Origin of the sequence: Kitasatospora sp. NPDC048194 (genome assembly GCF_043202455.1) — a bacterium.
Taxonomy (GTDB): domain Bacteria; phylum Actinomycetota; class Actinomycetes; order Streptomycetales; family Streptomycetaceae; genus Kitasatospora.
This window is the reverse complement of the sequence record NZ_JBIDAK010000016.1, coordinates 39,326-62,404: the sequence shown is the minus strand read 5'-3', so window position 1 is coordinate 62,404 and position 23,079 is coordinate 39,326. Positions and strand designations below refer to the sequence as shown.

Annotated in this window: 24 protein-coding genes and 2 pseudogenes; 19 read left to right on the top strand and 7 right to left on the bottom strand. The window is 75.2% G+C overall.

The features are described 5' to 3' along the window. Positions 1–556, bottom strand: a pseudogene (locus ACGF07_RS20490) (ATP-binding protein); the annotation flags it as partial. Between the two features lie 12 nt (positions 557–568). Continuing rightward, a complete protein-coding gene (locus ACGF07_RS20485) occupies positions 569–997 on the bottom strand; it encodes an STAS domain-containing protein (RefSeq protein ID WP_392900779.1) in 429 nt (142 codons plus the stop codon). 191 nt (positions 998–1,188) lie between these two features. Here ACGF07_RS20485 and ACGF07_RS20480 point away from each other — a divergent pair, with 191 nt between their 5' ends. The 3 genes from ACGF07_RS20480 (at position 1,189) to ACGF07_RS20470 (ending at position 3,926) form a co-directional block, all read left to right on the top strand. Then, a complete protein-coding gene (locus tag ACGF07_RS20480) occupies positions 1,189–1,740 on the top strand; it encodes a DUF6328 family protein (RefSeq protein ID WP_392900777.1) in 552 nt (183 codons plus the stop codon). Positions 1,741–1,867: 127 nt separating this feature from the next. Further along, positions 1,868–2,884 (top strand): SDR family oxidoreductase, encoded by a 1,017-nt coding sequence (locus ACGF07_RS20475; RefSeq protein ID WP_392900774.1) that lies wholly within the window; start codon positions 1,868–1,870, stop codon positions 2,882–2,884. A 40-nt stretch (positions 2,885–2,924) separates the two neighbouring features. Further along, complete coding sequence (locus tag ACGF07_RS20470; RefSeq protein ID WP_392900771.1) at positions 2,925–3,926, top strand: PHP domain-containing protein; 1,002 nt, start codon at positions 2,925–2,927, stop codon at positions 3,924–3,926. Here the strand turns inward: ACGF07_RS20470 and ACGF07_RS20465 are convergent. Beyond that, the gene (locus ACGF07_RS20465) at positions 3,827–4,951 is read right to left on the bottom strand and encodes a DNA topoisomerase IB (RefSeq protein ID WP_392900768.1); all 1,125 of its coding nucleotides are present in this window, start codon (positions 4,949–4,951) and stop codon (positions 3,827–3,829) included. The genes ACGF07_RS20470 and ACGF07_RS20465 overlap by 100 nt on opposite strands. A 108-nt stretch (positions 4,952–5,059) precedes the next feature. Here ACGF07_RS20465 and ACGF07_RS20460 point away from each other — a divergent pair, with 108 nt between their 5' ends. The 13 genes from ACGF07_RS20460 to ACGF07_RS20400 all read left to right on the top strand — a co-directional run bounded on the left by ACGF07_RS20460 (position 5,060) and on the right by ACGF07_RS20400 (position 13,995). Beyond that, positions 5,060–6,022: an SDR family NAD(P)-dependent oxidoreductase gene (locus ACGF07_RS20460; RefSeq protein WP_392900765.1), complete on the top strand. Its 963-nt coding sequence runs from the start codon at positions 5,060–5,062 to the stop codon at positions 6,020–6,022. 17 nt (positions 6,023–6,039) lie between these two features. Further along, complete coding sequence (locus ACGF07_RS20455; RefSeq protein WP_350744021.1) at positions 6,040–6,321, top strand: DUF6296 family protein; 282 nt, start codon at positions 6,040–6,042, stop codon at positions 6,319–6,321. A gap of 137 nt (positions 6,322–6,458) precedes the next feature. Further along, positions 6,459–6,632, top strand: coding sequence for a CsbD family protein (locus ACGF07_RS20450; RefSeq protein ID WP_350744022.1), 174 nt, complete (start codon positions 6,459–6,461; stop codon positions 6,630–6,632). A 63-nt stretch (positions 6,633–6,695) separates the two neighbouring features. After that, a complete protein-coding gene (locus ACGF07_RS20445) occupies positions 6,696–7,880 on the top strand; it encodes an alcohol dehydrogenase catalytic domain-containing protein (protein ID WP_392900761.1) in 1,185 nt (394 codons plus the stop codon). A gap of 128 nt (positions 7,881–8,008) precedes the next feature. Next, the gene (locus ACGF07_RS20440) at positions 8,009–8,227 is read left to right on the top strand and encodes a hypothetical protein (RefSeq protein WP_350744024.1); all 219 of its coding nucleotides are present in this window, start codon (positions 8,009–8,011) and stop codon (positions 8,225–8,227) included. Positions 8,228–8,444: 217 nt separating this feature from the next. Continuing rightward, entirely contained in the window at positions 8,445–8,852 is a 408-nt protein-coding gene (locus ACGF07_RS20435) for a hypothetical protein (RefSeq protein ID WP_392900758.1), read from the top strand. After that, positions 8,849–9,106 (top strand): monovalent cation/H+ antiporter complex subunit F, encoded by a 258-nt coding sequence (locus ACGF07_RS20430; RefSeq protein ID WP_392900755.1) that lies wholly within the window; start codon positions 8,849–8,851, stop codon positions 9,104–9,106. The genes ACGF07_RS20435 and ACGF07_RS20430 overlap by 4 nt, the downstream gene beginning before the upstream one ends. Then, entirely contained in the window at positions 9,106–9,399 is a 294-nt protein-coding gene (locus ACGF07_RS20425) for a monovalent cation/H(+) antiporter subunit G (protein WP_392900752.1), read from the top strand. Before ACGF07_RS20430 ends, ACGF07_RS20425 begins: the two co-directional genes overlap by 1 nt. After that, entirely contained in the window at positions 9,396–9,665 is a 270-nt protein-coding gene (locus tag ACGF07_RS20420) for a Na(+)/H(+) antiporter subunit B (protein WP_392900749.1), read from the top strand. Before ACGF07_RS20425 ends, ACGF07_RS20420 begins: the two co-directional genes overlap by 4 nt. Next, positions 9,662–10,402 carry an MnhB domain-containing protein gene (locus ACGF07_RS20415; protein WP_392900746.1) on the top strand — a complete coding sequence of 247 codons (741 nt, stop codon included), beginning with the start codon at positions 9,662–9,664 and terminating at the stop codon, positions 10,400–10,402. The genes ACGF07_RS20420 and ACGF07_RS20415 overlap by 4 nt, the downstream gene beginning before the upstream one ends. Positions 10,403–10,424: 22 nt before the next feature. Beyond that, a complete protein-coding gene (locus ACGF07_RS20410; protein WP_350744030.1) occupies positions 10,425–10,769 on the top strand; it encodes a cation:proton antiporter subunit C in 345 nt (114 codons plus the stop codon). A 6-nt stretch (positions 10,770–10,775) separates the two neighbouring features. Continuing rightward, on the top strand, positions 10,776–12,620 hold the full coding sequence (locus ACGF07_RS20405; protein WP_392900743.1) for a complex I subunit 5 family protein: 1,845 nt from the start codon (positions 10,776–10,778) through the stop codon (positions 12,618–12,620). Between the two features lie 79 nt (positions 12,621–12,699). Then, positions 12,700–13,995 (top strand): AI-2E family transporter, encoded by a 1,296-nt coding sequence (locus ACGF07_RS20400; RefSeq protein WP_392900740.1) that lies wholly within the window; start codon positions 12,700–12,702, stop codon positions 13,993–13,995. A 59-nt stretch (positions 13,996–14,054) separates the two neighbouring features. On the opposite strand, the pseudogene ACGF07_RS20395 reads toward ACGF07_RS20400, so the two are convergent. Beyond that, a pseudogene (locus ACGF07_RS20395) lies at positions 14,055–15,738 on the bottom strand (SpoIIE family protein phosphatase). Between the two features lie 173 nt (positions 15,739–15,911). Continuing rightward, positions 15,912–16,991 (bottom strand): glutamate--cysteine ligase, encoded by a 1,080-nt coding sequence (locus tag ACGF07_RS20390; protein ID WP_392900736.1) that lies wholly within the window; start codon positions 16,989–16,991, stop codon positions 15,912–15,914. A gap of 111 nt (positions 16,992–17,102) precedes the next feature. Here ACGF07_RS20390 and ACGF07_RS20385 point away from each other — a divergent pair, with 111 nt between their 5' ends. The 3 genes from ACGF07_RS20385 to ACGF07_RS20375 all read left to right on the top strand — a co-directional run bounded on the left by ACGF07_RS20385 (position 17,103) and on the right by ACGF07_RS20375 (position 19,889). Continuing rightward, positions 17,103–18,569, top strand: coding sequence for an aminotransferase class I/II-fold pyridoxal phosphate-dependent enzyme (locus tag ACGF07_RS20385; RefSeq protein ID WP_392900733.1), 1,467 nt, complete (start codon positions 17,103–17,105; stop codon positions 18,567–18,569). A gap of 178 nt (positions 18,570–18,747) precedes the next feature. Beyond that, positions 18,748–19,305: a hypothetical protein gene (locus ACGF07_RS20380; RefSeq protein ID WP_392900730.1), complete on the top strand. Its 558-nt coding sequence runs from the start codon at positions 18,748–18,750 to the stop codon at positions 19,303–19,305. Between the two features lie 50 nt (positions 19,306–19,355). After that, positions 19,356–19,889 (top strand): EF-hand domain-containing protein, encoded by a 534-nt coding sequence (locus ACGF07_RS20375; RefSeq protein ID WP_392900727.1) that lies wholly within the window; start codon positions 19,356–19,358, stop codon positions 19,887–19,889. A gap of 126 nt (positions 19,890–20,015) precedes the next feature. Here the strand turns inward: ACGF07_RS20375 and ACGF07_RS20370 are convergent, their stop codons facing one another. Then, entirely contained in the window at positions 20,016–21,341 is a 1,326-nt protein-coding gene (locus tag ACGF07_RS20370; RefSeq protein ID WP_392900724.1) for a S28 family serine protease, read from the bottom strand. A 189-nt stretch (positions 21,342–21,530) separates the two neighbouring features. Continuing rightward, positions 21,531–23,009 (bottom strand): purine-cytosine permease family protein, encoded by a 1,479-nt coding sequence (locus tag ACGF07_RS20365; protein ID WP_392900721.1) that lies wholly within the window; start codon positions 23,007–23,009, stop codon positions 21,531–21,533. Between the last annotated feature and the right edge of the window lie 70 nt (positions 23,010–23,079).

The following is a 23,079-nucleotide window of genomic DNA, read 5'->3' as shown; positions in this document are numbered from 1 at the left end:
TCTGGGGTTGGTCGGGGGGGTGTGGTTGGGTGCGCGGGCGGCGGCGGGGCGGCGGGCGTGGTTGTCCCCCCGCGCGGGCGCCCCCGGCGGGGGGGGGGGGGGGGCCGCCGCGGCGGTCGAGCGGGGAAGCCACCTCGAGCCACACGGACTTCCCCGTGCCCGCCGGCACGCTGCCCCAGGCTCCGGCGAGCCGGTCCACCACCCGCAGGCCGTGGCCGCCCGGGCGGCTCGGATCGGCGAACGGTCGCAGTTGCGGCCGCACCGGGCTGGCGTCCAGCACCTCCACCCGCAACCGGAGGCCGTCCCAGTGCAGCCGCAGCTCGTGCGGGCCTCCGGGGGCGTGCAGGCAGGCGTTGGTGACCAGTTCCGACACCATCAGCACGACGTCCTCGGCGACGGCCTCCTGCTCGTCGTCGGGCGCGGGCAGCCAGTGCCAGGACCGCAGTGCCTCACGGCTGAACTCGCGGCTGCGCTGGACCGCTCCCTGACTGCCGGTGAACACGAGCCGTCTCGTGTCTCCCGCGGCCGCTTGCGGTCCTGGTCCGGAGCGGTCCATGTCCAGCCCCCTTCACGCCGACCCGGGGGTCTCGCCCGCGTCTTCGGACGGCCCGTCGGCCGACGCCAGCGCCGCCCGCAGGTCGGGATGGATCCGCAGCACGGTGTCCGCGCCGGTGATCGCGAACAGCCGGGCCACGATCGGGCGCAGGCTCGCGAGTTCCAGGCGCAGCCCGGCGGCCTCGGCCTCGATCCGGGCGTGCAGCAGGATGTTGAGGCCGGTGGAGTCGCAGAACCGCAGCCCCGCGAGGTCGACGACGATCCGCTCGACGCCGTCCTCGGCGGGACCGGCGAGGACGGTGCGCAGGCGGTCCGCCGAGTCGTGGTCCAGCTCGCCCGCGACGGTGACCACGCGCGCCGGGCCGGCCCGGGCCACGGCGATGCGCAGCCCGCCGCCCTGTTCCTCCTCGGCCCCGGTGGGATCTTCGGCTCGCGGTGGCATGGCACGCTCCCTGGGCGATCGGGACGGCGACGTGCCGTCGCGACCATCATGCCGCGCGGCACGGACGCCCGGGCGCCCGGGAAGCCCCCGGAGCGCGGCCGGGTACGCCACTCGCTCCTCGTCCATGACCGGCGTTTGCCCGGACCTGTCGCGGCTACACGCTCCACGGACAGGAGGTGGAGGCGATCAGCATGACGACGCCGGACAGCGAGCGCGGGCACCTTCCGCGGCCGAGGACCGGTCGGCAGGAGTCGCCCGAGGAACGGGCGGACCGGCGCTGGGCCGAGCTGCTCCAGGAGGTGCGGGTCGCCCAGACCGGTTCCCAGATCCTCTTCGGGTTCCTGCTGAGCGTGGCGTTCATGCCGCGCTTCGCCCAACTCGGCGCTTTCGACCGGGGGCTGTACGTCTCGACGGTGGTCCTCGGTGCCCTCGCCACCGGCGCGCTGACCTCACCGGTCGCCTACCACCGGATCTTCGCCGGGCGCCGGCTGAAACCCGAACTGGTCGACGCGGCGGCCCGGTTGGTCGCCATCGGACTGGTGCTGCTGGCCCTGACCGTCAGCGCGGCGCTGCTGCTCCTGCTGCGGGTGGCGACCGGGTCGGCGGCCTCCGGCTGGATCACCGGCGCCGTCATGTTCTGGTTCGCGTCCTGCTGGCTGATCCTGCCCGTCCAGCACCTGCGCCGGCACGACGGCAAGTACACCCGGCCGCCGGACGACCCCGACACGGGCTCCGAACCCTGAGGTCTCGGTTCCTGACGTTCCGGTCCCTGATGTCTCGGGCCCTCGCGTCTCGGTCCCTGACATTTCGGGCCCTGACGTTCCGGGCCCTGACGTTTCGGTGCCCGCCCGCCCGGCAAGACGCCCCGCCATGACGAGACGCACCCGTTCCATGCCCCGCACCGTCGTCATCACCGGTGCCACGGCCGGGGTCGGCCGCGCCTGCGTCCGGGCCTTCGCCACCGGGGGCGACCGCCTGGTGCTGGTCGCCCGCGGCATGGCCGGGCTGCGCGCCGCCTCGGCCGAGGCGGAGGCGGCGGGTTCGCCGGTGCGCACCGTCCTGGCGGACGTGTCCGATCCGGAGGCCTGCGAGGCGGTGGCCGCCCGGGCCGAGGCGGAGTTCGGCCCGATCGACGTCTGGGTCAACGACGCCTTCGTGTCCGTCTTCGCGCCCTTCACCGAGATCAGCCCCGCCGAGTTCCAGCGGGTCACCGACGTCACCTACCTGGGTTACGTGAACGCCACGCGCGCCGCGCTGAGCCGGATGCTGCCGCGCGACCACGGCACGATCGTGCAGGTCGGTTCGGCGATCGCCTACCGGGGCATTCCGCTCCAGACGGCCTACAGCGGCGCCAAGCACGCCATCCAGGGCTGGCACGAGGCGCTGCGGTGCGAACTGCTGGCCAGCGGGTCCGGGGTGCGGGTGACCATGGTGCAGCTGCCGGCGGTCAACACCCCGCAGTTCGACTGGGTGCTGAACCGGCTGCGCGGCCGCGCCCGGCCCGTGCCGCCCGTGCACCAGCCCGAGCTGGCCGCCCGGGCCGTCCGCTACGCCGCCGACCACCCCGGGCGGCGGGAGTACTGGGTGGGCGGCAGCACCGCGGCCACCCTGATCGCCAACTCCCTGGCCCCCGGCCTGCTCGACCGGTACCTGGCCCGCACCGGGATCGCCGCCCAACAGGACGACGAGCTGCACCGCGGCCAGGACCGGGCCAACCTCTGGGCCCCGGCCGACGCGGCCGCGGACCGCGGTGCCCACGGCCGCTTCGACGAGGAGTCCCGCGAGCGCAGCGCCCAGCTGTGGGCCTCCCAGCACCACGGCCTGCTGGCCGCCGGCGGGGCGGCGCTGCTCGGCGCCGCCGCCGGCGCGCTCGCCCGGCGGCGGTGAGCCGCGGTGCGCGGAACGGCTCCCTGAGGCGCGCACCGCCATGGACCCGGCGGAGGCACTGCAGCGGATCGCCTTCCTCCTGGAGTGGAACGGCGCCTCGACGTACCGCGTCCGGGCCTTCCACACCGCGGCCGACGCGGCCCGAGCCCTGCCGCCCGGGGCGGTGGACGCCGACCGGGCCCGCCGGCTGCGCGGTGTCGGACCGGTCACCGCCGAGGTGATCGCCGAGGCCTCGGCCGGCCGCACGCCCGGCTACCTCGCCAAGCTGGAGGAGGCGGCCGGCCCGCAGGCCCGCGCCGGGTGGGACCTGCTGGCGGCCGCACGCGGCGACTGCCACCTGCACTCCGACTGGTCCGACGGCGGCCACCCGATCGAGGAGATGGCGGACGCCGCCCGCGCGCTCGGGCACCACTGGGCCGTGCTCACCGACCACTCGCCGCGGCTGACCATCGCCCACGGCCTCAGCCCCGAGCGGCTGCGGCTCCAACTCGACGCCGTCGCGGCCTACAACGCCCGCGCCGGGGACTTCCGGCTGCTGACCGGGATCGAGTGCGACATCCTCGAGGACGGCTCGCTCGACCAGGAGCCCGAGCTGCTCGACCGCCTCGACGTGGTGGTGGCCTCCGTGCACTCCAAGCTGCGCGCGGACCGGGACCCGATGACGGCCAGGATGGTGGCGGCGGTCCGGGAGCCCCGGACGAACGTGCTCGGGCACTGCACCGGGCGGATCGTCACCGGGCGCGGCCGGCCGCCGTCCAGCTTCGACGCCGAGGCGGTGTTCGCCGCCTGCGCCGCGGCCGGAACCGCCGTGGAGATCAACTGCCGCCCCGAGCGCCGGGATCCGCCCGACGAGCTGCTGGCGCTGGCCGTCGGGGCCGGTTGCCTGTTCGCCGTCGACACCGACGCCCACGCGCCGGAGCAGCTGCACTGGCTCACCTCCGGCTACGCCCGCGCCGCGCGCTTCGGCCTCGGTGCCGAACGGCTGGTCACCACCTGGCCGCGCGACCGGCTGCTGGCCTGGACGGACGCCCGGCGCGGCTGATCGCCCGCGCCGCCCAGCAGGTCGATGACCGCCCGCTCGACCTCCTCGCCGGTGCCGGGCAGGCCGTTCCCCTCCCCCGGCGCGAGCGCCCGCAGGGCCGGGGCGATGGTGACGCCCCGGTGGTACAGCTCGAACAGGCGCGGGTTGAGGTAGGCGGCGCGGCAGACGGCGGGGGTGTCGCCCAGGTGGACGGCGACCTCCCGGACCACCCGGGCCTCCGCGCGCCGGCGCGCGGCCGACGGGAGCGCGGCCGACGGCCAGGAGACCGCCAGCCCGACCGCGGCCAGCACGGTGGCGTGCCAGGTGCGGAAGTCCTTGGCGGACAGGTCGGTGCCGCTGTGCTCGCGCAGGTAGGCGTTGAGGCGGGCGGCGTCGACCTCCGTCCAGGTCCGGCCCTCCCGGAAGGCGAACAGTCTCGGCCCCTGGTCGCGGCGGCGCAGCAGCGCCCGGACCACGGCGGCCACCGCGCGGTCCTCCAGGGTGAGGTCGCGCTCCCGGCCCGACTTGGCCCGGTAGGCGAAGCGCACCCGGCTGCCGTGCACCGCCACCTGGTCGCGGCGCAGGGTGGTGAGGCCGTACGAGCCGTTGGCGCGCTCGTAGCCGGGCGCGCCGATCCGGAAGAAGCCCAGGTCGAGCAGGCGTGCGGCGCAGGCGAGGACGCGGTCGGGGCCGAGTCCGCGCCCGGCGAGGTCCGCCTGGACGCGTCCGCGCAGCCGGGGCAGCGCCGCGGCGGCGGCGAGGACGTGGTCGTGCTTGGCGGCCTCCTGCCGGGCCCGGAACTCGGGGTGGTAGAGGTACTGGCGGCGTCCGGCCGTGTCGGTGCCGATGGCCTGGAGGTGCCCGCGGGGGTGGGGGCAGATCCACACGTCCGTCCAGGCGGGCGGGATCGCGAGCGCCTTCACCCGGGCGAGGGCCGAGGCGTCCCGCAGCGGGGTGCCGTCGGCGTCCCGGTAGGCGAAGCCGCGGCCCCGGCGCAGCCGGCGCCAGCCGGGGCCGTGCGGGTCGGCGGTGGTCAATCTGCTCACGGTAGGGCTGGTGCCCCGCCCGGGCGGGACCACACGGGGGTTTGCGGCCGGGTCGGCCGGACACACGCGGCAGGGTCGGACCCCCGGGTCCGGAAGGAGGTACGACCGATGCGCGGTACGAGCCTGGCCGGACGGACGGCCCTGGTGACCGGCTCCTCCCGGGGGCTGGGGCTGCTGATCGCGGGGGAACTCGCGGACCGCGGCTGCTCGGTGATGATCTGCGGCCGGGACGAACTGGCGCTGGAGCGGGCGTTGCGGCAGCTGCGCGGGCGCCCCGGCGAGGTGGCCGCCACGACCTGCGACCTGATGGACGCCGAGGCGCCGGCCCGGCTGCTGGCCGCGGTGCGGGAGCGGTTCGGCGCGGACGTGGACCTGCTGGTCAACAACGCGGGCGTGATCCAGGTCGGCCCGGTCTCGGCGATGCAGGAGCAGGACTTCCGCCGGGCGCACGAACTGATGGCGATGGCTCCGCTGAGGATGGTCCAGGCGGTGCTGCCGTCGATGCGGGCCCGCCGCGCGGGCTCGATCGTCATGATCAGCTCGATCGGCGGGCGGATCCCGGCGCCGCACCTCCTGCCGTACGTGGCCGCCAAGTTCGCGCTGACCGGGCTCTCGGAGGGCCTGTGCGCCGAGCTGGGGCAGTACGGGATCCGGGTGACCACCGTCCTGCCGGGGCTGATGCGCACCGGTTCGCAGACCGCCGCCGAGTTCGCCGGGCAGGCGGGCCGGGAGTACGCGTGGTTCGCGACCGCCGCGTCGCTGCCGCTGGTGTCGATGGACGCGCGGCGGGCCGCCCGGAGGATCGTCCGGGCGGCCGAGAGCGGGCGGCGGGAGCTGGTGCTGACGCCGCTCGCCAAGGCCGCCGTGCTGGCCCACGGGGTGGCGCCCGCGACCACGAACCGCCTGCTGGGCCTGACGGCGCGGCTGCTGCCGGGGGCGGGCAGCGCGCCGGAGCACGGCGTCCCCGGCTCGCTGGCCGCGAGCCGGCACCCGCGGGGCGGCCCGGTCCACCGGCTGACCACCCTGGGGCGCCGGGCGAGCCGGGCGCACAACGAGCCGACGGCGTCATGACGGAGGCCCCGGTGCCCGTGGAACCGCCCCCCGTGTGGCTCGTGGTGTGCCCGGAGCCCGTCGGCCGGTGCCTGCTCTCGCTGGACGGCCCGCCGGGCCCGCACGGCCACCCGGTCTACCAGGACTGCGACGAGCGGGTGCGGGCCGAGGTCGCGCCCTGCGGCCTGGTCTACATGATCATGGTGGACGGCGGCCAGCCGTACCACCTCGCCCACCTGGACGGCCTGGTCGTGATGACCGGGCCGGACGGGCGGGTCGTCCGCGGGCTCCCCGCCCACGCCGAGCCGTCCGAGGGCTGACGCTCCGCGCCCACGCCGAGCCGTCCGAGGGCTGACGCTCCGCGCCGGGACGGGAATTCCCGGTGTGGAATCCCCAGCGCGGGGCACACGCGGCCCCGGGGCGCCATCAGCCCCCCGCCATGAGAGGAGTGCACCCGATGGGTACCGACGACAAGCTGCGCAACGCCGCCGAGAAGGTCCACGGCAAGGCCAAGGAGGCAGTCGGCAAGGCCACGGACGACCCGGGCGTCGAGGCCGAGGGCCGGGGCAAGCAGATGAAGAGCGACCTCAAGCAGGCCGCGGAGAAGATCAAGGACGTCGGCAAGGACTGAGTCCGGGCAGCCGGCGGCCGCGCGCGCGGCCGCCGGCCCGGTCCGACCGGAGGGAGATCCAGCATGAAGGCCGTGACCTGGCACGGGCGCCGCGACGTCCGCGTCGACTCCGTCCCCGACCCGGTGATCCAGGAGCCCACGGACATCCTGGTCGAGGTCACCACCACCGGACTCTGCGGATCCGACCTGCACCTGTACGAGGTCCTCGGCGCCTTCCTGGACGAGGGCGACATCCTGGGGCACGAGGCGATGGGCGTGGTCCGCGAGACGGGCAGCGCCGTGCACGCCGTCGAGCCGGGCGATCGCGTGGTCGTCCCGTTCAACGTCTCCTGCGGCACCTGCCACTTCTGCGTGCAGGGCCTGCAGTCCCAGTGCGAGACCACCCAGGTGCACGCCTACGGCACCGGCGCCGCGCTCTTCGGCTACACCAAGCTCTACGGCCAGGTGCCCGGCGGTCAGGCCGAGTTGCTGCGCGTCCCGTTCGGCAACACGCTGCCCATCACGGTGCCGCACGGGCCGCCGGACGACCGCTTCGTCCTGCTGTCCGACGTCCTGCCGACCGCCTGGCAGGCGGTGGAGTACGCCGAGATCCCGCCCGGCGGCAGCGTCGCGGTGCTCGGCCTCGGCCCGATCGGGGACATGTGCACCCGCATCGCGCGCCACCGCGGGGCCGGCACCGTGATCGGCGTGGACCTCGTCCCGGAGCGGCTGGAACGCGCCAGGAAGCACGGCGTCGAGGTGCTGGACCTCGCCCGGCACGGGTCCCGGGTGGTCGACACCGCCCGGGAGCTGACCGACGGCCGGGGCCCGCACGCCGTGATCGACGCGGTCGGCATGGAGGCGCACGGCTCCCCCGCCGCGACCGCCGCCCAGCGGATGACCTCGCTGCTGCCGGACGCGGTGGCCTCCCGGCTGATGACCCGGGTCGGCCTCGACCGGCTGCACGCCCTGCACCTGGCGGTGGACATGGTGCGCCGCGGCGGCACCATCTCGCTGTCCGGCGTGTACGGCGGCATGACCGACCCCCTGCCGATGATGACCATGTTCGACAAGCAACTGCGGCTGCGGATGGGCCAGGCCAACGTCCTGCGGTGGTCGGAGGACCTGCTGCCGCTGCTCGGCGACGGCGACCCGCTGGGGGTGGAGGGCTTCGCCACCCACCACGTGCCGCTGACCGAGGCCCCCGCCGCGTACGAGATGTTCCAACAGAAGCAGGACGGCGTGGTCAAGGTGCTCTTCCAGCCCTGACGTCCAGGCCTGGCGACGACCGTCCGGGCCGGCGTTCCGGCCCCGGCCGGCCGGGCAAGGCCTCGCTTGTCCAGGCCGCGCAGAAGTGCGCCCGACCCCGCCCGCCCCGCCCCAGGAGGTGAACGCGAATGAGCGACCCCGGAAAGCCCGTTCCGAAGGATCCGCCGGTGCCGGTGGAGACCCCCGAGTCCCGGATGACCGGCGAGGGCGGACCACCGCCCGCCCCCGAGCAGGAGAAGGGGCCGCAGGACGGCCCGGAGTTCGAGGTGACGGAACCGGCTGCGGAGTCGGAGCAGTCGTCGGCCGGACCCGGCCACGCGGCGGAGCCGCACGAGACGCCCGACTGAGCCGACCGGGCCGATCATCGGAGGTTTCGGCCGCGCCGTCCGGCGAACGGGTGGTCCGGTACGGCGATCGCGACCCCGGCGGCGTTGCGTGCGACGCGCGTACGCCGACCGGGCGGTAGACCTGGGGCGCCCGCCACCGCGGCGGGCGCCCTGACATCGAGGACTTGGGGGTGGTGCGATGCGGACGGCGGTCGAACTCACGCTCTGGTGGGGGGTTTTGCTGTTGCTCAACACGGTGCTGATCAGTTCGGTGACGCCCCTGGAGGTGGCGGTCGGCGGCGGCATCGCCCTCCTCGGCGCCGTCGGCGCCCTCGCGGTGCGGCGCGCGTCCGGGGCCGCACCCGGCGGCGGGGCCCGACTGGCGCACGCGCTCTGGGCGTTCCCCCGGACACTGCTGGCCGACACCGGTCGGCTCGCGCTCGCCGTCCTGTCGCCGCGGCACCGGCACGGCGGCTTCCGCACCGTCCGGTTCGCCCCCGGCACCGGCACGGCCTGGGCGGCGGCGCTGCTGTCCTCCACTCCCGGCGCGATCGCGGTCGACGCGCAGGACGGCGACCTGAGCGTCCACACGCTCGGCGACGAACCCTCGGCGCTGGAGCGGGCGTTGACCGGAGACGCCCGGTGAACGCCTGGCTGCTGACGGCCGCCCTGCTGGCCGTCGGCGCGATCGGGCCCTGCCTGCTGCTCGGGCTGCGCGGCGCCGCCGAGCAGCGCCTGGCCGCTCTCAACCTCGCCGCGACGGTGACGGCCGTCGTCCTGCTGCTGCTCGCCCAGGGGTTCAGCCGCACCTCCTACACCGACCTGGCGCTGGACCTCGCGGTGCTCGCCCCCGCCGGGACCTTGGTGTTCACCCGCTTCCTGGCCGGGAGGGAGCGCTGATGGGCCGTCACACCGTCGCCCTGGCCCTGCTGGGCGCGGGCACCGCCACCCTGCTGCTCGCCGCGTTCGCCCTCGTCCTGCTGCCGGGCCCCTACCTGCGGCTGCACGCCCTCTCCCCCGCCGCCGCGCTGGGCGCCCCACTGGTCGCCCTCGCCCTCGCCGTCGACACCGGGCCCGGCCGGGGAGCCGCGAAGCTGCTGGTGATCGGCCTGCTGCTGGCGGCCGGCGGCACCATCGCCACGATGGCCGTCGCCCGGACCACCGTCCGCGCCGAACGGGAGGCGAAGCGGTGAACAACACCCTGATCGTGGTCGCGCTGCTGCTCACCGCCATCACCGCGACCGCCGCCGCACTCACCCGCGACCCGGTCCGCCAGGCGGCCGTCCTCGCCCTGCTCGGGCTCTGCCTCGCCCTCCTGTTCACCGTCCTCCAGGCCCCCGACGTCGCACTCTCCCAACTCGGCGTGGGCAGCGCGATCACCCCGCTGCTGATCCTGCTGACCGTCCGCCGGGTGCGCCGCGAGGAACACCCGGACGACCGTTCGGACCGCGGCGAGTGAGCCGCACCGCCCGGCTGCGGCTCTTCCTGACCGCCGCGGCCGTCCTCGCCGCCGCCCTGATCACCGCCGCGACCCAGCTCCCGGGCTTCGGCGGGGCCCGGCACCCGTACGGGGAACGGGCCGTGGCCGCCGGACTGGCCCGCCAAACGGCCAACATCATCTCCTCCGTCAACTTCGACCAGCGCGCCTTCGACACCCTCGGGGAGGAGTCGATCCTCTTCGGCTCGGTGCTCGGCGCGGGGATACTGCTGCGACTGGCCCGGGACGAGCACAAGCGCCGCGCCTCCGCCGAACCCGTGCTGCCCAGCACCCGGCTGTTCGGCGCCACGCTGCTGCCGGTCACCGTGCTGGTCGGCGGATACCTCGTCGCCCACGGCCAGTTGAGCCCCGGGGGCGGCTTCCAGGGGGGCGTGGTGCTGGCCACCGCCCTGCACCTGGCCTACGTCGCCGCCGACTACCTGGTGCTCAAGCGGATCCGCCCGCTCGCGGTGCTGGACGTCGCGGACGCCCTGGCCGCCGGGGCGTACGCCGGCCTCGGCCTGCTCGGCCTCGCCCAGGGCACGGCCTACCTCACCAACACCCTGCCGCTCGGCACCTTCAACGAGCTGTCCTCCAGCGGGCTGGTCGCGGTGATCAACGCCGCCGTCGGGGTGGAGGTCGCCTCCGGCGTGGTGGTGCTGCTCGCCCACTTCCTGGACCAGGCGGTGGAAGTCGTCCCGCGCAGGAGCGACCGATGAACCAGCGGACCGAGGTGGACCCATGAGCGTCTTCCCCTACCTGGTGGCCGGATGGATCCTGCTCGCCGGGCTGTACGGACTGGTCACCAGCCGCAACCTGGTGCAGGCGGTCGGCTGCCTGGCCGTCGCGCAGTCCTCGACGTACGTCCTGCTGCTCGCGGTCGGCTACCGCAGCGGCGCCACCGCCCCCGTCTACTCCGACCTGCCGACCGACGCCCCGGTGGTCGACCCGGTCGTCCAGGCGCTCGCCCTCACCGACATCGTGGTCGGGGCGACCGTCACCGCGCTGCTCCTCTCCCTGGTGATCCAACTGCGCAAGCGGCACGGCACGGTGGACCCGGAGGAACTCACCGGGCTGCGTGGGTGAGGCCGGGTGCGCACCGCGGACCTCCTCCCGCTGGCCGTCGCGATCCCGCTGCTGGGCGCGGCCGTCCTGGCCGTCGCCGGCCGGTGGCTCCCCCGCCGGGGCCGCGACGCCCTCGCCACCCTGTGGGCCGCCGCCGACGTCGTCTGCCTCTGCGCGCTGTGGGCCCGCACCGGCTCCGACGGGCGGGCGGTGTCCTGGCTGGGCGACTGGACGCCGACGGGCGGCCACAGCGTGGGCATCGTCCTGGTCGCCGACCGGATCGGCAGCGGCCTCGCGCTGCTCGTCACCGTCCTGGTGCTGGCCGTCCTGTGCTACTCCTGGCGGTACTTCGACGAACCCTCCGGCGAGCACGGCGGGATGTTCCCCGCCCTGCTGCTGCTCTTCGAGGCCGGGATGTGCGGCTTCGCGCTCACCGGGGACCTCTTCGACGCCTTCGTCTTCTTCGAGCTCATGGGCGCCGTCGCCTACGCGCTGACCGGCTACCGGATCGAGGACCCGCGGCCGCTCCAGGGCGCCCTCGCCTTCGGACTGGTCAACTCGGCCGCCGCCTACCTCTCACTGGTCGGCATCGGCCTGCTCTACGCCCGCACCGGGGAGCTCGGCCTCGCCCAGATCGGGGCCGCCCTGGACGAACGGGCCGCAGCCGGGCACGGCCGGGACGCCCTGGTCGTGATCGCGTTCGTCCTGGTGCTGGCGGGCCCCCTGGTGAAGGCCGCGGCGGCGCCCTTCCACTTCTGGCTGCCGGACGCCCACGCCGTCGCCCCGAGCCCGGTGTGCATGCTGCTGTCCGGCGTGATGGTCGAACTCGGCCTCTACGGCGTGGCGCGGATCCACCGGGTGGTCTTCGCCGGAGCCGGCGGCCTTCCGGACGCCGTCGTCCGGGACACCCTGCTCGCGGTGGGCGTCGTCACCGCCCTGGTCGGCGCCGCGATGTGCTGGGAGCAGCGGCACCTCAAACGGATGCTCGCGTTCTCCACCGTCGGGCACGTCGGCCTGTTCCTGATCGGCGCCGCCCTGCTGGATCCGGCCGGCCTGAGCGGCGCCGCCGTGTACGTGGCCGGCCACGCGGGCGCCAAAGCCGCCCTGTTCGGCCTCACCGGGGTCCTGCTCGACCGGTACGGCTCGGTGGACGAACACGGCCTGCACGGCCGGGCCCGCGAACTCCGGCTGCCCGGGGTGCTGTTCGTCCTCGGTGCGCTCGCCCTGGCGGGCCTGCCCCCGTACGGCACCGGCCTCGGCAAGGCCGTCGCCGAGGAGGCCGCCGGGCGTGAACTCGGCTGGCTGCCCGTGGTGTTCGTCCTGGTCTCCGCGCTCACCGGCGGCGCGGTGCTCCGGGCCGGCCTGCGGGTCTTCGGCGGCTTCGGCCTCCCGCCGATCGAACGGCCCGAGGTGGCCGCGACCACCGGGGAGGGCGAGGGGCCGGAGATCCGTCCGGCCGAGGGCCGGGTGCCGAAGCCGATGGTCGTCGTTCCCGCGCTGCTGCTGGCCGGGTGCCTGTCCGTGGGAGTGCTGCCGGGGGTGGGGCGGGCCCTGGCGTCCGCGGCGGCCGTCTTCACCGACCGCGCCGGCTACCTCGCCGACGTCCTCGGGCACCCCGGGCCGCCGCCCGCCCCCGCGCCGGAGGCCTGGTGGACGGCCTCCGGCGTCGGGCTGGGGCTGCTCTCCGCCCTGCTGGCCGTGGCCTTCGCCACCGCGGCCGTGCGCCGGGATCCGAGGCGCGGCACCGGCGGGCTGTACCGCAGGGCGGTGCTGCCGCTGCGCCGCCTGCACTCCGGGCTGCTCGGCGACTACGTCGCGTGGCTCGCGGTCGGGCTGGCCGCGATGCTGGTCACGCTCATGGCCCAGCTGTGAGCGGGCCCGTTTCCGCCCCGCCCGCCGGGGGTAGCCGCGAGGACCGGATCGAGCCCGGCCGTCGTCAGGGAGGCACCCCGTGGACGTGAACGGCGCCGGACCGGGTCGGCCCGGCCGCCACCCCCGGCCGCTCGGCAGCCGCCGGCCCCGGGCGGCACTGCGCCCCGCGCGGGTGGCGCCCCGTCCGGCCCGCGTGGTGCCCCGCGGGGGCCGCCCGGCACCTGCCGGGGAGCGGGTCCCCGCCGGGCTGCGGACCGCCGCCGGGTACGCCTGGCGGCTGGGCCTGCTCGGCGTGGTCGCGTACCTGTTCGTCGGCGTCCTCGGCGAGCTCCAGCTCCCGGTGATCGCGCTGTTCCTGGCCCTGGTCATCACCTCCGTCCTGCGCCCGCTGGTCGACCTGCTCGACCGGGTGCTGCCGCGCTCGCTCGCCGTGCTGTTCGCCTTCCTCCTCGCCATCGTGGTCGTCGCCGGGGTCCTGGCCCTGGTCGGGACGAACGTCGCCGACGAGTGGAACCGGCTCAGCAGCGAGCTGACCGGCGGCCTCGGCCGGATCGACCACTGGCTCGCCAAGGCCCCCTTCCACCTGCGCCCCGGCACCGTCGCGGACCTGAGGGCCAAGATCGGCGACTGGATCTCCGCCCACCGCTCGGCGCTGCTGAGCACCGCGCTCAGCGGAGCGAGCCGGGCCGTCGAGCTCGTCACGGGGCTCGCCCTCGCGGTGTTCTGCTCGGTGTTCTTCCTGCACTCCGGCGACCGGATGTGGTCCTGGGCCCAGCGGCAGTTCCCCGCCGGCGCGCGACCCGTCCTGGGACGGGCCGGGCCGGCCGCGTGGCACACCTTCGCCGGGTACACCCGGGGCGTGCTGATCGTGGCGGCGACCAACGCCGTGCTGGTCGGCATCGCCCTGGCGCTGCTGCGGGTGCCGCTGGTGCTGCCGCTGATCGTGCTGGAGTTCGTGGCCACGCTGATCCCGCTGATCGGCTCGCCGATCGCCCTGGCCATCGCGGCGCTGGTCGCCCTGGCCGCCCGCGGGCCGGTGGTCGCGCTGCTCGTGCTCGCCCTGATCGTGATCATCGGCCAGATCGAGGGGCACCTGCTGCACCCGCTGGTGCTCGGTTGGTCGGTGCGCATCCATCCGGTGGCCATCGCCCTGTCGGTGACGGGCGGAGCCGTCCTGGCCGGGGTGCTGGGGGCGCTGGTCGCCGTGCCGGTGGTGTCGGTCGCCTGGGCGGTGATCACCGAGCTCCGGGACGGCGGACGGGACGACGCGAAGCGGGACGGCGCGGAGCGGGATGCTCCCGAGCGGGACGGCCCCGAGCGGGACGGCCCCGAGCGGGAGGGCCGGAAGCAGCGCGGCTCGGCAGGAGACGGCTGACGGCTGACGGCCGCCCGGGCGGCCGCCGGGGACGACCCGTCCCGTGGCGCCGACGGGTGTCAGCGGCCCCGGCGGCGGGGGACGCGCAGCACCAGCAGGGCCACGTCGTCGTCGTTGTCCGGCGGCCGGACGCGCTCCAGCAGCCGGTCGCAGAAGGACTCCACGTGGTGGTGGGCGAGGGCGGCGGCGTGCCGGCGCAGCCGGGCCAGGCCCGGCTCGACGCCGCTGGCGCGCGACTCGATGAGGCCGTCGGTGTACAGCACGAGCGTGGATCCCGGCGGCAGCCGCACCGAGGCGTCGGCACGGGGCGCCGCGACGCCGCTGCCGAGGAGGAGGCTGCGCGGGGCCTGGAGGTAGTCGGCGCGGCCGTCGTACGTGACCAGGAGGGGCCGGCGGGTGGCCCGCGTTGGTCCACGTCCACGTCCAGCCGCCGTCCGCGTCCGGGGCGAGGTGGCCCAGGATGAGCGTCGCGGTGGGCAGGTCGGTGATGCGGCCCATGGCCTGGTCGAGCTGCTCGACGACGCCGCTCGGCCGGCGCTGGTGGGCCCACGCGAGCGCCCGGAGCATGTTGCGCAGCTGCGCCATGCCGGCGGCGGCCTCCAGGTCGTGGCCGACGACGTCGCCGATCACCAGGGCGGTGGCGTCGTCCGAGAGGCCGAAGGCGTCGTACCAGTCGCCTCCGACCTGGGAGGCGTCCGGCGCGGACAGGTAGCCGGCGTGGAGCTCCACCCCCGGCACGTCGGGCAGCCGGGGCAGCAGGTGGCGCTGCATCGTCTCGGCGACGCGCCTCTGGCGCTGGTACAGCCGCGAGTTGGAGATCGCCAGTCCCACCCGGCGGGTGATGTCCTCCAGCAGCGACAGGTCGCGGGTGGCGAACGGCACGGGGTTGGCGCCGCGCCCCAGGGTGAGCGCGCCGAGGACCTCCCGCGGCCCGCGGATCGGCGCGATGGCGGCCGAGTGCATGCCGGTCGCGAGGAACAGCTCGCGCTGGACGACGGCGATGCCGGAGTCCGGCTCGCCCTCGTAGACCCCCGGATCGGCCAGGGAGGCCGCGGTCCCGCGCAGGGCGCGCGACAGCGGCAGCGTGGACTGCGGGGCGACGGCGGGAATCGGCCCCTCCAGCTGCTCGTGCCGGACGGTGCGGCCGTCCTGGTGCTCGACCACCCGGGTGCGCCAGACGTCGCCGCTGTCGTCGATGAGGTCGACCACCGCCCAGTCGGCCAACCGCGGCAGCACCAGCCCGGCCAGCCGGTCGACGGTGTCCTGCTCGTTCATGGTCGACGTCAGGGAGGTGGTGGTCTCGGCGAGCAGCGCGAGCCGTTCGAGCTCCGACAGCGTCCCCGGGGCGTTGACCGCCACGTCCTCCGCACTGGGGTGGAACAGCACCAGGGTGGCCGCGCCGTTCTCGCTCTCTCCGAGGCAGGGGGTGGTCGTCCAGTGCACCGGCAGCAGCAGGCCGTCACCGCGCAGGAAGCACAGCTCCGAACCGCTGCACGTGGCCCGGGACAGGACGGCGTCCAGGACCGGGCACTGCGCCCGCGGCACGACGCTCCCGTCCGGACTGCGGTGCAGCAGCTCGTGGTGGTCGCGGCCGAGCGCGTCCGCGAGGGTCAGCCGCAGCAGCCGGAGGCCGTGGTCGTTGACCGCGACGATCCGCCCGCTGCCGTCGACCGCGTAGCAACCGAGGTCGCCGATCGCGGGAGCCACGCCTGGGGCCGCCGGTGCGGACTCCTGCTCTCGCATGGTGCACCCTTCACACGTCGGTCGGAGGGGTCGGAAGGTCGGGGGTCGGGAGGGGTGCCTTCAGTAGATCACGCCGTCGGACCCGCCCTCCCCCGTCGGTCGGCGGCCGCCGGGGCAGCGTCCGCGGGCACGCCGGCGGAGGGGGGTGAGCCGGCGGGCCCGGGCCGTGCGGTTCAGGCGGTCTCGTCGACGATCAGGCCGATCACCGAGGCGCGGCCCTCCCGGCGCAGGGCCCGGCGTTGCCGCACCGCGCCGTTGCCGTCCCGGTGGAGGCGTCCGAGCAGGCACGCGGCCCGGTCCCGGTCGCCGGTGGCCGCCAGTGCGTCGTCGACCCGGGCGACCAGGGATCCGGTGGCCTGCCGGGCGGGCACCGGTCGGCCGGTGACCGGATCGTGCAGCACGCCCGTCGTCCCGTGCCGGGCGGCGTACCAACCCGCCGCCCGGATGAACTCCGGCTCGGAGGGGGGTGTTTCGGCGCCGCCGAGGGTGCTGGCGCACAGCGCCCGGACGAGCCCGGCGACGAGTACGGCCTCGTCCACCGTGAGCTGCACGTCCATGGCCCTGACCTCGACCGTGGGGTAGCGCTCGGACAAGCGGGCCTGCCAGTAGATCTGTCCGGTGTCGGCGATCAGCCCGCGCTCGACGAGGGTGCTGATGCGGCGGTCGTAGTCCGCGGCGTCGGCGAACTCGGGCGGCGGACCGGACACCGGCCAACGGTCGAAGACAACCGTGCGCCAGCTGGCGAAACCGGTGTCGCCGCCGTGCCAGAACGGGGAGTTCGCGGCGACCGCGGTCAGCACCGGCAGCCAGGGCCGCAGGCCGTTGAGGACCCGGACGCCCGCCTCGCGGTCCGGGACGCCGACGTGGACGTGCATGCCGTTGATCAGCTGCTCGTCGACGAGGGCCGGTGCGGCCCGCCGGAGCCGCAGGTAGCGGGGGGTGCGGGTGACGGGGACGCGCAGCCGGTCGGTGAAGGGCACCGACCCGGTGGCCGCGAGCCGGCAGCCGCACGCCCGGGCGGCCTGGGCCAGCGAGTGCCGCAGGCGCAGCAGGTGCCCGCCGACCTCGTCCAGGCTGCGGCACACCGGGGTCGCGACCTCGATCTGCGCCTGGCTCAGCTCCCGCTGGACCTCGCCCTCGGTCAGGGCGCGTTGGCGGTTCGCGGCAGCCTGGACGTCGGCCGCGCGGGCCACCGGCACGCCGCTGGCCGGATCGATGAGGACGTACTCCTCCTCCACGCCGATGGTCAGCACATACGCACGGTTACCCGCCGAGCCCGTCCCAAACGTCGGTCGGCCCGTGCACCGGGCGCCACCCGCCGGCCGCTCCCGTTTCCTTCCGGGCCGTCCGGGCAGGCGCCGCCCATGGACCAGTCCCAAGCCCCCGTTCTCGAGGCCCTCGCGGCCTTCCACGCCAACCCGATGACCGGCTTCACGCCCCCCGGCCACCGGCAGGGTCGCGGCACCGACCCGCGCGTCCTGCAGGCGCTCGGCGCCGAGGTGTTCCGTTCCGACGTCCTGGCGACGGGTGGCCTGGACGACCGGACGTCCTCACGGGGCATCCTGGAGCACGCCCAGGAGCTGATGGCCGAAGCCGTCGGCGCGGACCACACGTTCTTCTCCACCTGCGGCAGCTCGCTGTCGGTGAAGGCCGCCATGCTGTCCGTCGCCGGCCCCCACGAGGAGCTGCTGGTCGGCCGTGACGTCCACAAGTCCGTCGTGGCCGGCCTCATCCTCGCCGGCATCCGCCCCATCTGGGTCGAGCCCCAGTGGGACCCCGACCTGCACCTCGCGCACCCGCCCTCCGCCGACTCCGTCCGCGCCGTGTTCGAGCAGCACCCGGACGCCCGCGGCGCGCTCGTCACCTCGCCCACGCCCTACGGCGCCTGCGCGGACCTCGCCGCGATCACCGAGGTCTGCCACGAGCGGGGCCTGCCGCTGATCGTCGACGAGGCGTGGGGCGCGCACCTGCCCTTCCACCCGGACCTGCCGCGGTGGGCCATGGACGTCGGCGCGGACGTCTGCGTCACCTCCGTGCACAAGATGGGCTCCGCCCTCGAACAGAGCTCGGTCTTCCACCTCCAGGGCGACCGGATCGATCCGGCCGTGCTCAGTCAGCGCGAGGACCTGCTCGGCACCACCAGCCCCTCCGTCCTGGTGTACGCCGCCCTGGACGGCTGGCGCCGGCAGATGGTCCAGCACGGACGCGAGCTCTACGACCGGACGCTGCAGCTCGCCGAGGAGCTCCGCCGGGACATCGACCGGCTGGACGGCCTGCACGTCCACGGCCGGGCGGACTTCTGCGGGGCGGGACGCGCCGCCGACCTCGACCCGCTCCAGGTCGTCGTCGACATCTCGGCGCTCGGCACGACCGGCTACCGCGCCGGCGACTGGCTGCGCTCCCACCACCAGATCAACCTGCACGTGTGCGACCACCGCCGGATCAGCGCCCAGCTCAGCCACGCCGACGACAACACCACCACCCACGTCCTGCTCGACGCCCTGACCGAGCTCGTCGACGTCGCGCCCACCCTGCGGCCCGCCGGCCGGGTGCACGTCCCCGAGCCCGCCGAACTGCGCCTGGAACAGGTGCTGCTGCCCCGCGACGCCTTCTTCGGGCCCACCGAACAGGTCCCGGTCGAGAAGGCCGCCGGCCGGATCGCCGCCGAGATGCTCACCCCCTACCCGCCCGGCATCCCCGCCGCGCTGCCCGGGGAGCGCCTCAACGGCGAGGTGGTCCGCTACCTGCGCAGCGGCCTCGAGGCCGGCATGCTCATCCCCGACGCCGCGGATCCCGGCCTGGACACCGTCCGGGTGGCCGTCGAGGAGTGAAGCCGGCCACCCCGCGTCCACCCGATGGGGGGAACCTGCGACCGCGCGTGGCGCGCCGCCGGGACGGGCGCGGCCCCGACCCCGAACATGCCCAGGGCGGCCGGAGGGCCGCGTCAGGGGGCGGGCCCGGAGGGCGGGTGCGCCCGCGCCGAGGCCGAGGACATCGGGAGAACGACTCATGAAGATCACCGTCCGTGGGGCGCTGCTGGCCGTGGTGCCGCTGGTCGCCGCCGTGCCGCTGCTGGCCGGGACCCCGACCGAGGCCGCCCCGGCCGCCGCACCGGTGACCGACGCCACCTGCGTGCTGAAGGGGCACGGCGTCTTCGCCCACGCCGTCGGCCTCGGTGGGACGAACCTCCCGGTACCCGACACCCTGGCCATGACCGGCACCGTCTCCTGCGTGGACGCCGCCGGCGCCGACGCGGGCACCGGCACCTTCCAGCGGACCGTCGCCATGCCGGCCACCGAGTGCACCGGCGACGAGCACGGGGACACCTCGACGACGACCGTCCACTGGACCGACGGCTCGGTGTCCACCTTCCGGTTCGACCGGACCGACGTCGTGAAGGTGAACGGCACCGCCTCACTGGTCGTCACCGGCGCCGTCGCCACCGACAGCGCGCGCTTCGCGGGCGACGCCGTCAACGCCGTGGGCACCAGCGCCGGTACCGGCTGCGGCACCCCCGCGGGCGAGACCGCCCTCGACTCGACCCTGGTGCTCCGCCTCACCCGCTGAACGGACCGCCCGGCGACGCACGCCCGCCCCGAACCCGAAGGAAGACCCACATGCCGCTCCCCTTCACGGAGCCGTACTCGACCCCGGCCGATCCGACCGGCCCGAAGGCCCGCGTCTACGCGATACTCGACACCGACGGGGACGGAGTCGCCTCCCGGCACGACTACTTCGTCCGCATCGAGCGGGCCCAGCGGGCGACCGGCCGCGGTGACGACGATCCGCTGGTCGCCGCCGCCCGCGCCACCGGCGAGCGGGCCTGGGCCGCGATGGACGCCAACGGCGACGGCGTGATGACCTATCAGGAGTACGTCGACTGGGTGGACGCCGACAAGTTCGACAACGTCTGCCAGTACGCCCTGGGCGCCCTGTTCGACCTCGCCGACGACGATCAGGACGGCGCCCTGGACCGGGCGCAGTTCACCCTCCTGCGGCAGGCCCTGGGCAACCGGGCCGACAACGCCGACGCGGCGTTCGACGCGCTGGACGGCGACGGGGACGGGCGGGTGGGCCGCCAGGAGTACCTGGCGGCGATCCGCGCCTACGTCACGGGTGACGGCTCGCCGATGGGCGACGCCCTCTACTGAGACCGGCCACCGCCCCGGGCCGCGGCCGGAGGGTGCGCCGACACGGCGTCTCACCCGCACGGGCGCCCGGGGCGAGCGGCCCGCCACAGGACCGGCGGGCCCCGGTCGCCCCCTGCCACCCGCCCGTCACACCCCCGCCCAGCGCCGCAGGGTGGCGGTCGCCGCCGCGGCGTCCGCGGCGGGCAGTCGGGCGATCCGCGCCGAGTGCGTCCCGCCCGGCACCTGGATGAGGTAGGAGTCCCGGGAGCCGTTCCCGAGCCGGAACGGCTCGGCGACGGACGGGTCCGCGGCGCCGTTGACGAACATCAGCCGCTCGCCGCGGGTGCGGACCCAGCGGTCCACGTCCCGCATCGCCTGCGGCCGGTAGCGCAGGGGGATCTCGCGGGGGACAAAGGTGCGCGGCTCGGTGACGCCGGGGTAGCGGAGCAGGTCCGCCAGGTGGGCCGTCTCGACCGGGAAGTAGCCCAGCTGGGTGCCCAGCTGGTAGAAGTACGGGATGAAGCCGGTGGCCACCGCGTCGGCGTAGACGGGCAGTTGGGCGACGCGGGCGAGCCAGTCGTAGAGGACGTCGTCGGAGGCGTCCGCGGCCGGCACCGACGGGCAGGCCGCCTGGCCCTGCGCCTGCCAGAACATGAAGGGCGCGCGCAGCACGGCAGCCTCGAACGCCCGGTCCGCGCTGCCGACCAGCCGGAAGCCGTCGCCCCGGGAGTCCGCCCACGCCTGGTAGCGGGCGACCAGGACGGTGCGGCGCTCCAGCAGGGCCCGCTGGGCGGCCTGCAGGGCGCTGCGGCACTCGGGGGTGCCGACCGTGCGCAGGAAGTCCAGGTAGGCGGAGTCCTCGCGGTCGTCGACGTTGTTCGGCGCCGAGTAGGCGACGGATCCGGCCACGTCCTGCGGGTAGAACCGGCGGTGGTAGACGGTGGTCATGCCGCCCTTGCTGCCACCGGTGGAGATCCACGGCGCCCGGTAGACGGCGCGCAGCGCCTCGATCACGTGGTGGTGGTCGGCGGCGGCCTGCTCGATGTCGAGGTCGTTCCAGTCGGCGGGTTCGGGCCGGGAGGTGCCGAAGAACCGCTGCTCGGTGCTCACCTGGTTGCCGTCCAGCAGTTCGGCGGGTTCCGTGCGGTTCTGGCTGGTGGAGACCTCGTAGCCGCTGGTGTAGAGCACGGTCGGGCGGTCGGTGCCCCGGTGGAGGAGGGTGAGCCGCTGCTCGAAGCCGCCCCGCTCGGGGTGGTGGTGGTCGGCGGGCTGGTGCAGCGTCAGGACGAAGAAGCGGAAGCCGGGCGCGGCGGGCTTCTCCTCCACGATCCGCAGTCCCGGCACGGCCTCGATGGCGGCGCGGATGTCACCCGTCCCGCCCTCCACCGCCGCGGCGGGCACGGCGGCCGCTCCGGCCAAAACCGCCACCGCCACCGCCTGGGCCACCAGTCGCCCGATTCGCCTGCGCACCATGGGTCTTCCTCCCCGCTCGTCGTCGATCACCAGTCAACCGGGGCGGCGGTCCGGGCGGATCCCGCCGAGGAGGGGCTCGCCTCCCTCTCCGGAGGGAGCCGCCGCACGCTGGTGCCGATCAGCGGACCGCCCGGTCCCCGGCTCGGCCGAGCCGGGGACCGGGCGGCCCGGGGTGCGCGGGGGGCCGGGTCAGACGGTGACCCGGTCGGTGCGCTCCGCCGGGAGACCGGCGGGCTGCCCGGCGGTGGCGGAAATGTTTTCCCGGGGCGCGGGGAGCACGGCCATGATCACGCCGGAGATCACGATGGTCGCCGCCCAGGCCAGCCCGTACTTGCCGACGGGAGTGCCGGAGAGCGGGCCGGCGAACCAGTCGCACGTGGTGAAGGCCAGCCCGAACAGCAGGGCGACCACCCAGGACACCATCGCCTGCCAGCAGAAGCCGCCCGCGTACCAGTACCGGCTGTTCCTGCTGGTGTCCATCAGCGCGGCGGCGTCGTAGCGCACCGCCCGGGAGCGGCGGCGGAACATGTCCACCGCGTAGACGCCGATCCAGGCCGAGAAGGACACCGCGAGCAGGATCAGGAAGGTGATGAAGGAGCCCAGGAAGCTCTTGGCGACCAGCATCAGCATCAGGCCGCCGACCAGCGAGATCACCGCGTTGATGCTGACGGCCAGCGCGCGCGGCAGCTTGACGCCCATGGTCTGCGCGGTGAAGCCGGCCGAGTACATCGAGAGGCTGTTGATCAGCAGCATGCCCACGATCGCGGTCAGCAGGTAGGGCACCGCCAGCCAGGTCGGCAGCAGGTCACCGAGGAAGGAGACCGGGTCGGAGGCCTCGGCCAGACCGGGCGAGGCCACCGCCATCACCGCGCCCATCAGCACCATCGGCACCATCACCAGGCCGGCGCCCGAGACCGTCACGCCGACGATCTTCTTCCCGGAGGCGGCGTGCGGCAGGTAGCGGGCGAAGTCCGGGCCGGTGGGGACCCAGCTGATGCCGCCGGCGGCGATGGTGCCGACGCCGGCGACCATCATCGCCGTGGTGCCCGCGGGCTTGGAGAAGACCTCGCTCCAGTGGATGGTCGCGACCAGGTAGCCCAGCACCAGCACGCTGAAGAGGCCGAAGAGGTACGTCGACCAGGTGTTGCAGACGTTCAGCGCCTTGCGGCCCATGCCGGAGACCAGGAAGGTGCAGGCGACGAAGAGGAAGAGCGTGATCACGATCAGCGCGGTGTTGCTCTTGACGCCGAAGAGCAGGTCGAGCACGGTCAGCACGGCGTAGGCGCCGGTGACGGCGTTGATCGTCTCCCAGCCGAACCGGGCGATCCAGAGGATCGCGCCGGGGAAGAGGTTCCCGCGCACCCCGAAGGTGGCCCGCGACAGGGTCGCGCCCGGGGCGCCGCCCCACTTCCCGGAGACCGACAGCACGCCGACCATGCCGAACGAGACGACGGCGGCACACGCCGCGACGACCAGGACCTGCCAGAAGTTCAACTGGTTGAACACGACCAGGGCGGCGCCCATGGTGAGCAGCAGGACGCTGATGTTCGCCGCGACCCAGGTCGGGAAGAGCTCGCGGACTCTGCCCCCGCGCTCGTGGTCGGGGACGGGTTCGATACCGCGCGTCTCTATCGCGCCGTCGGTGTCGGCGGTGGACAGGTTGTCCATGAGGGTGGCTCCGAGCGTGTGAAGCGGGAGAAGAATCGGACATTTGGAAAATTCATGGAACTCTTCGCGC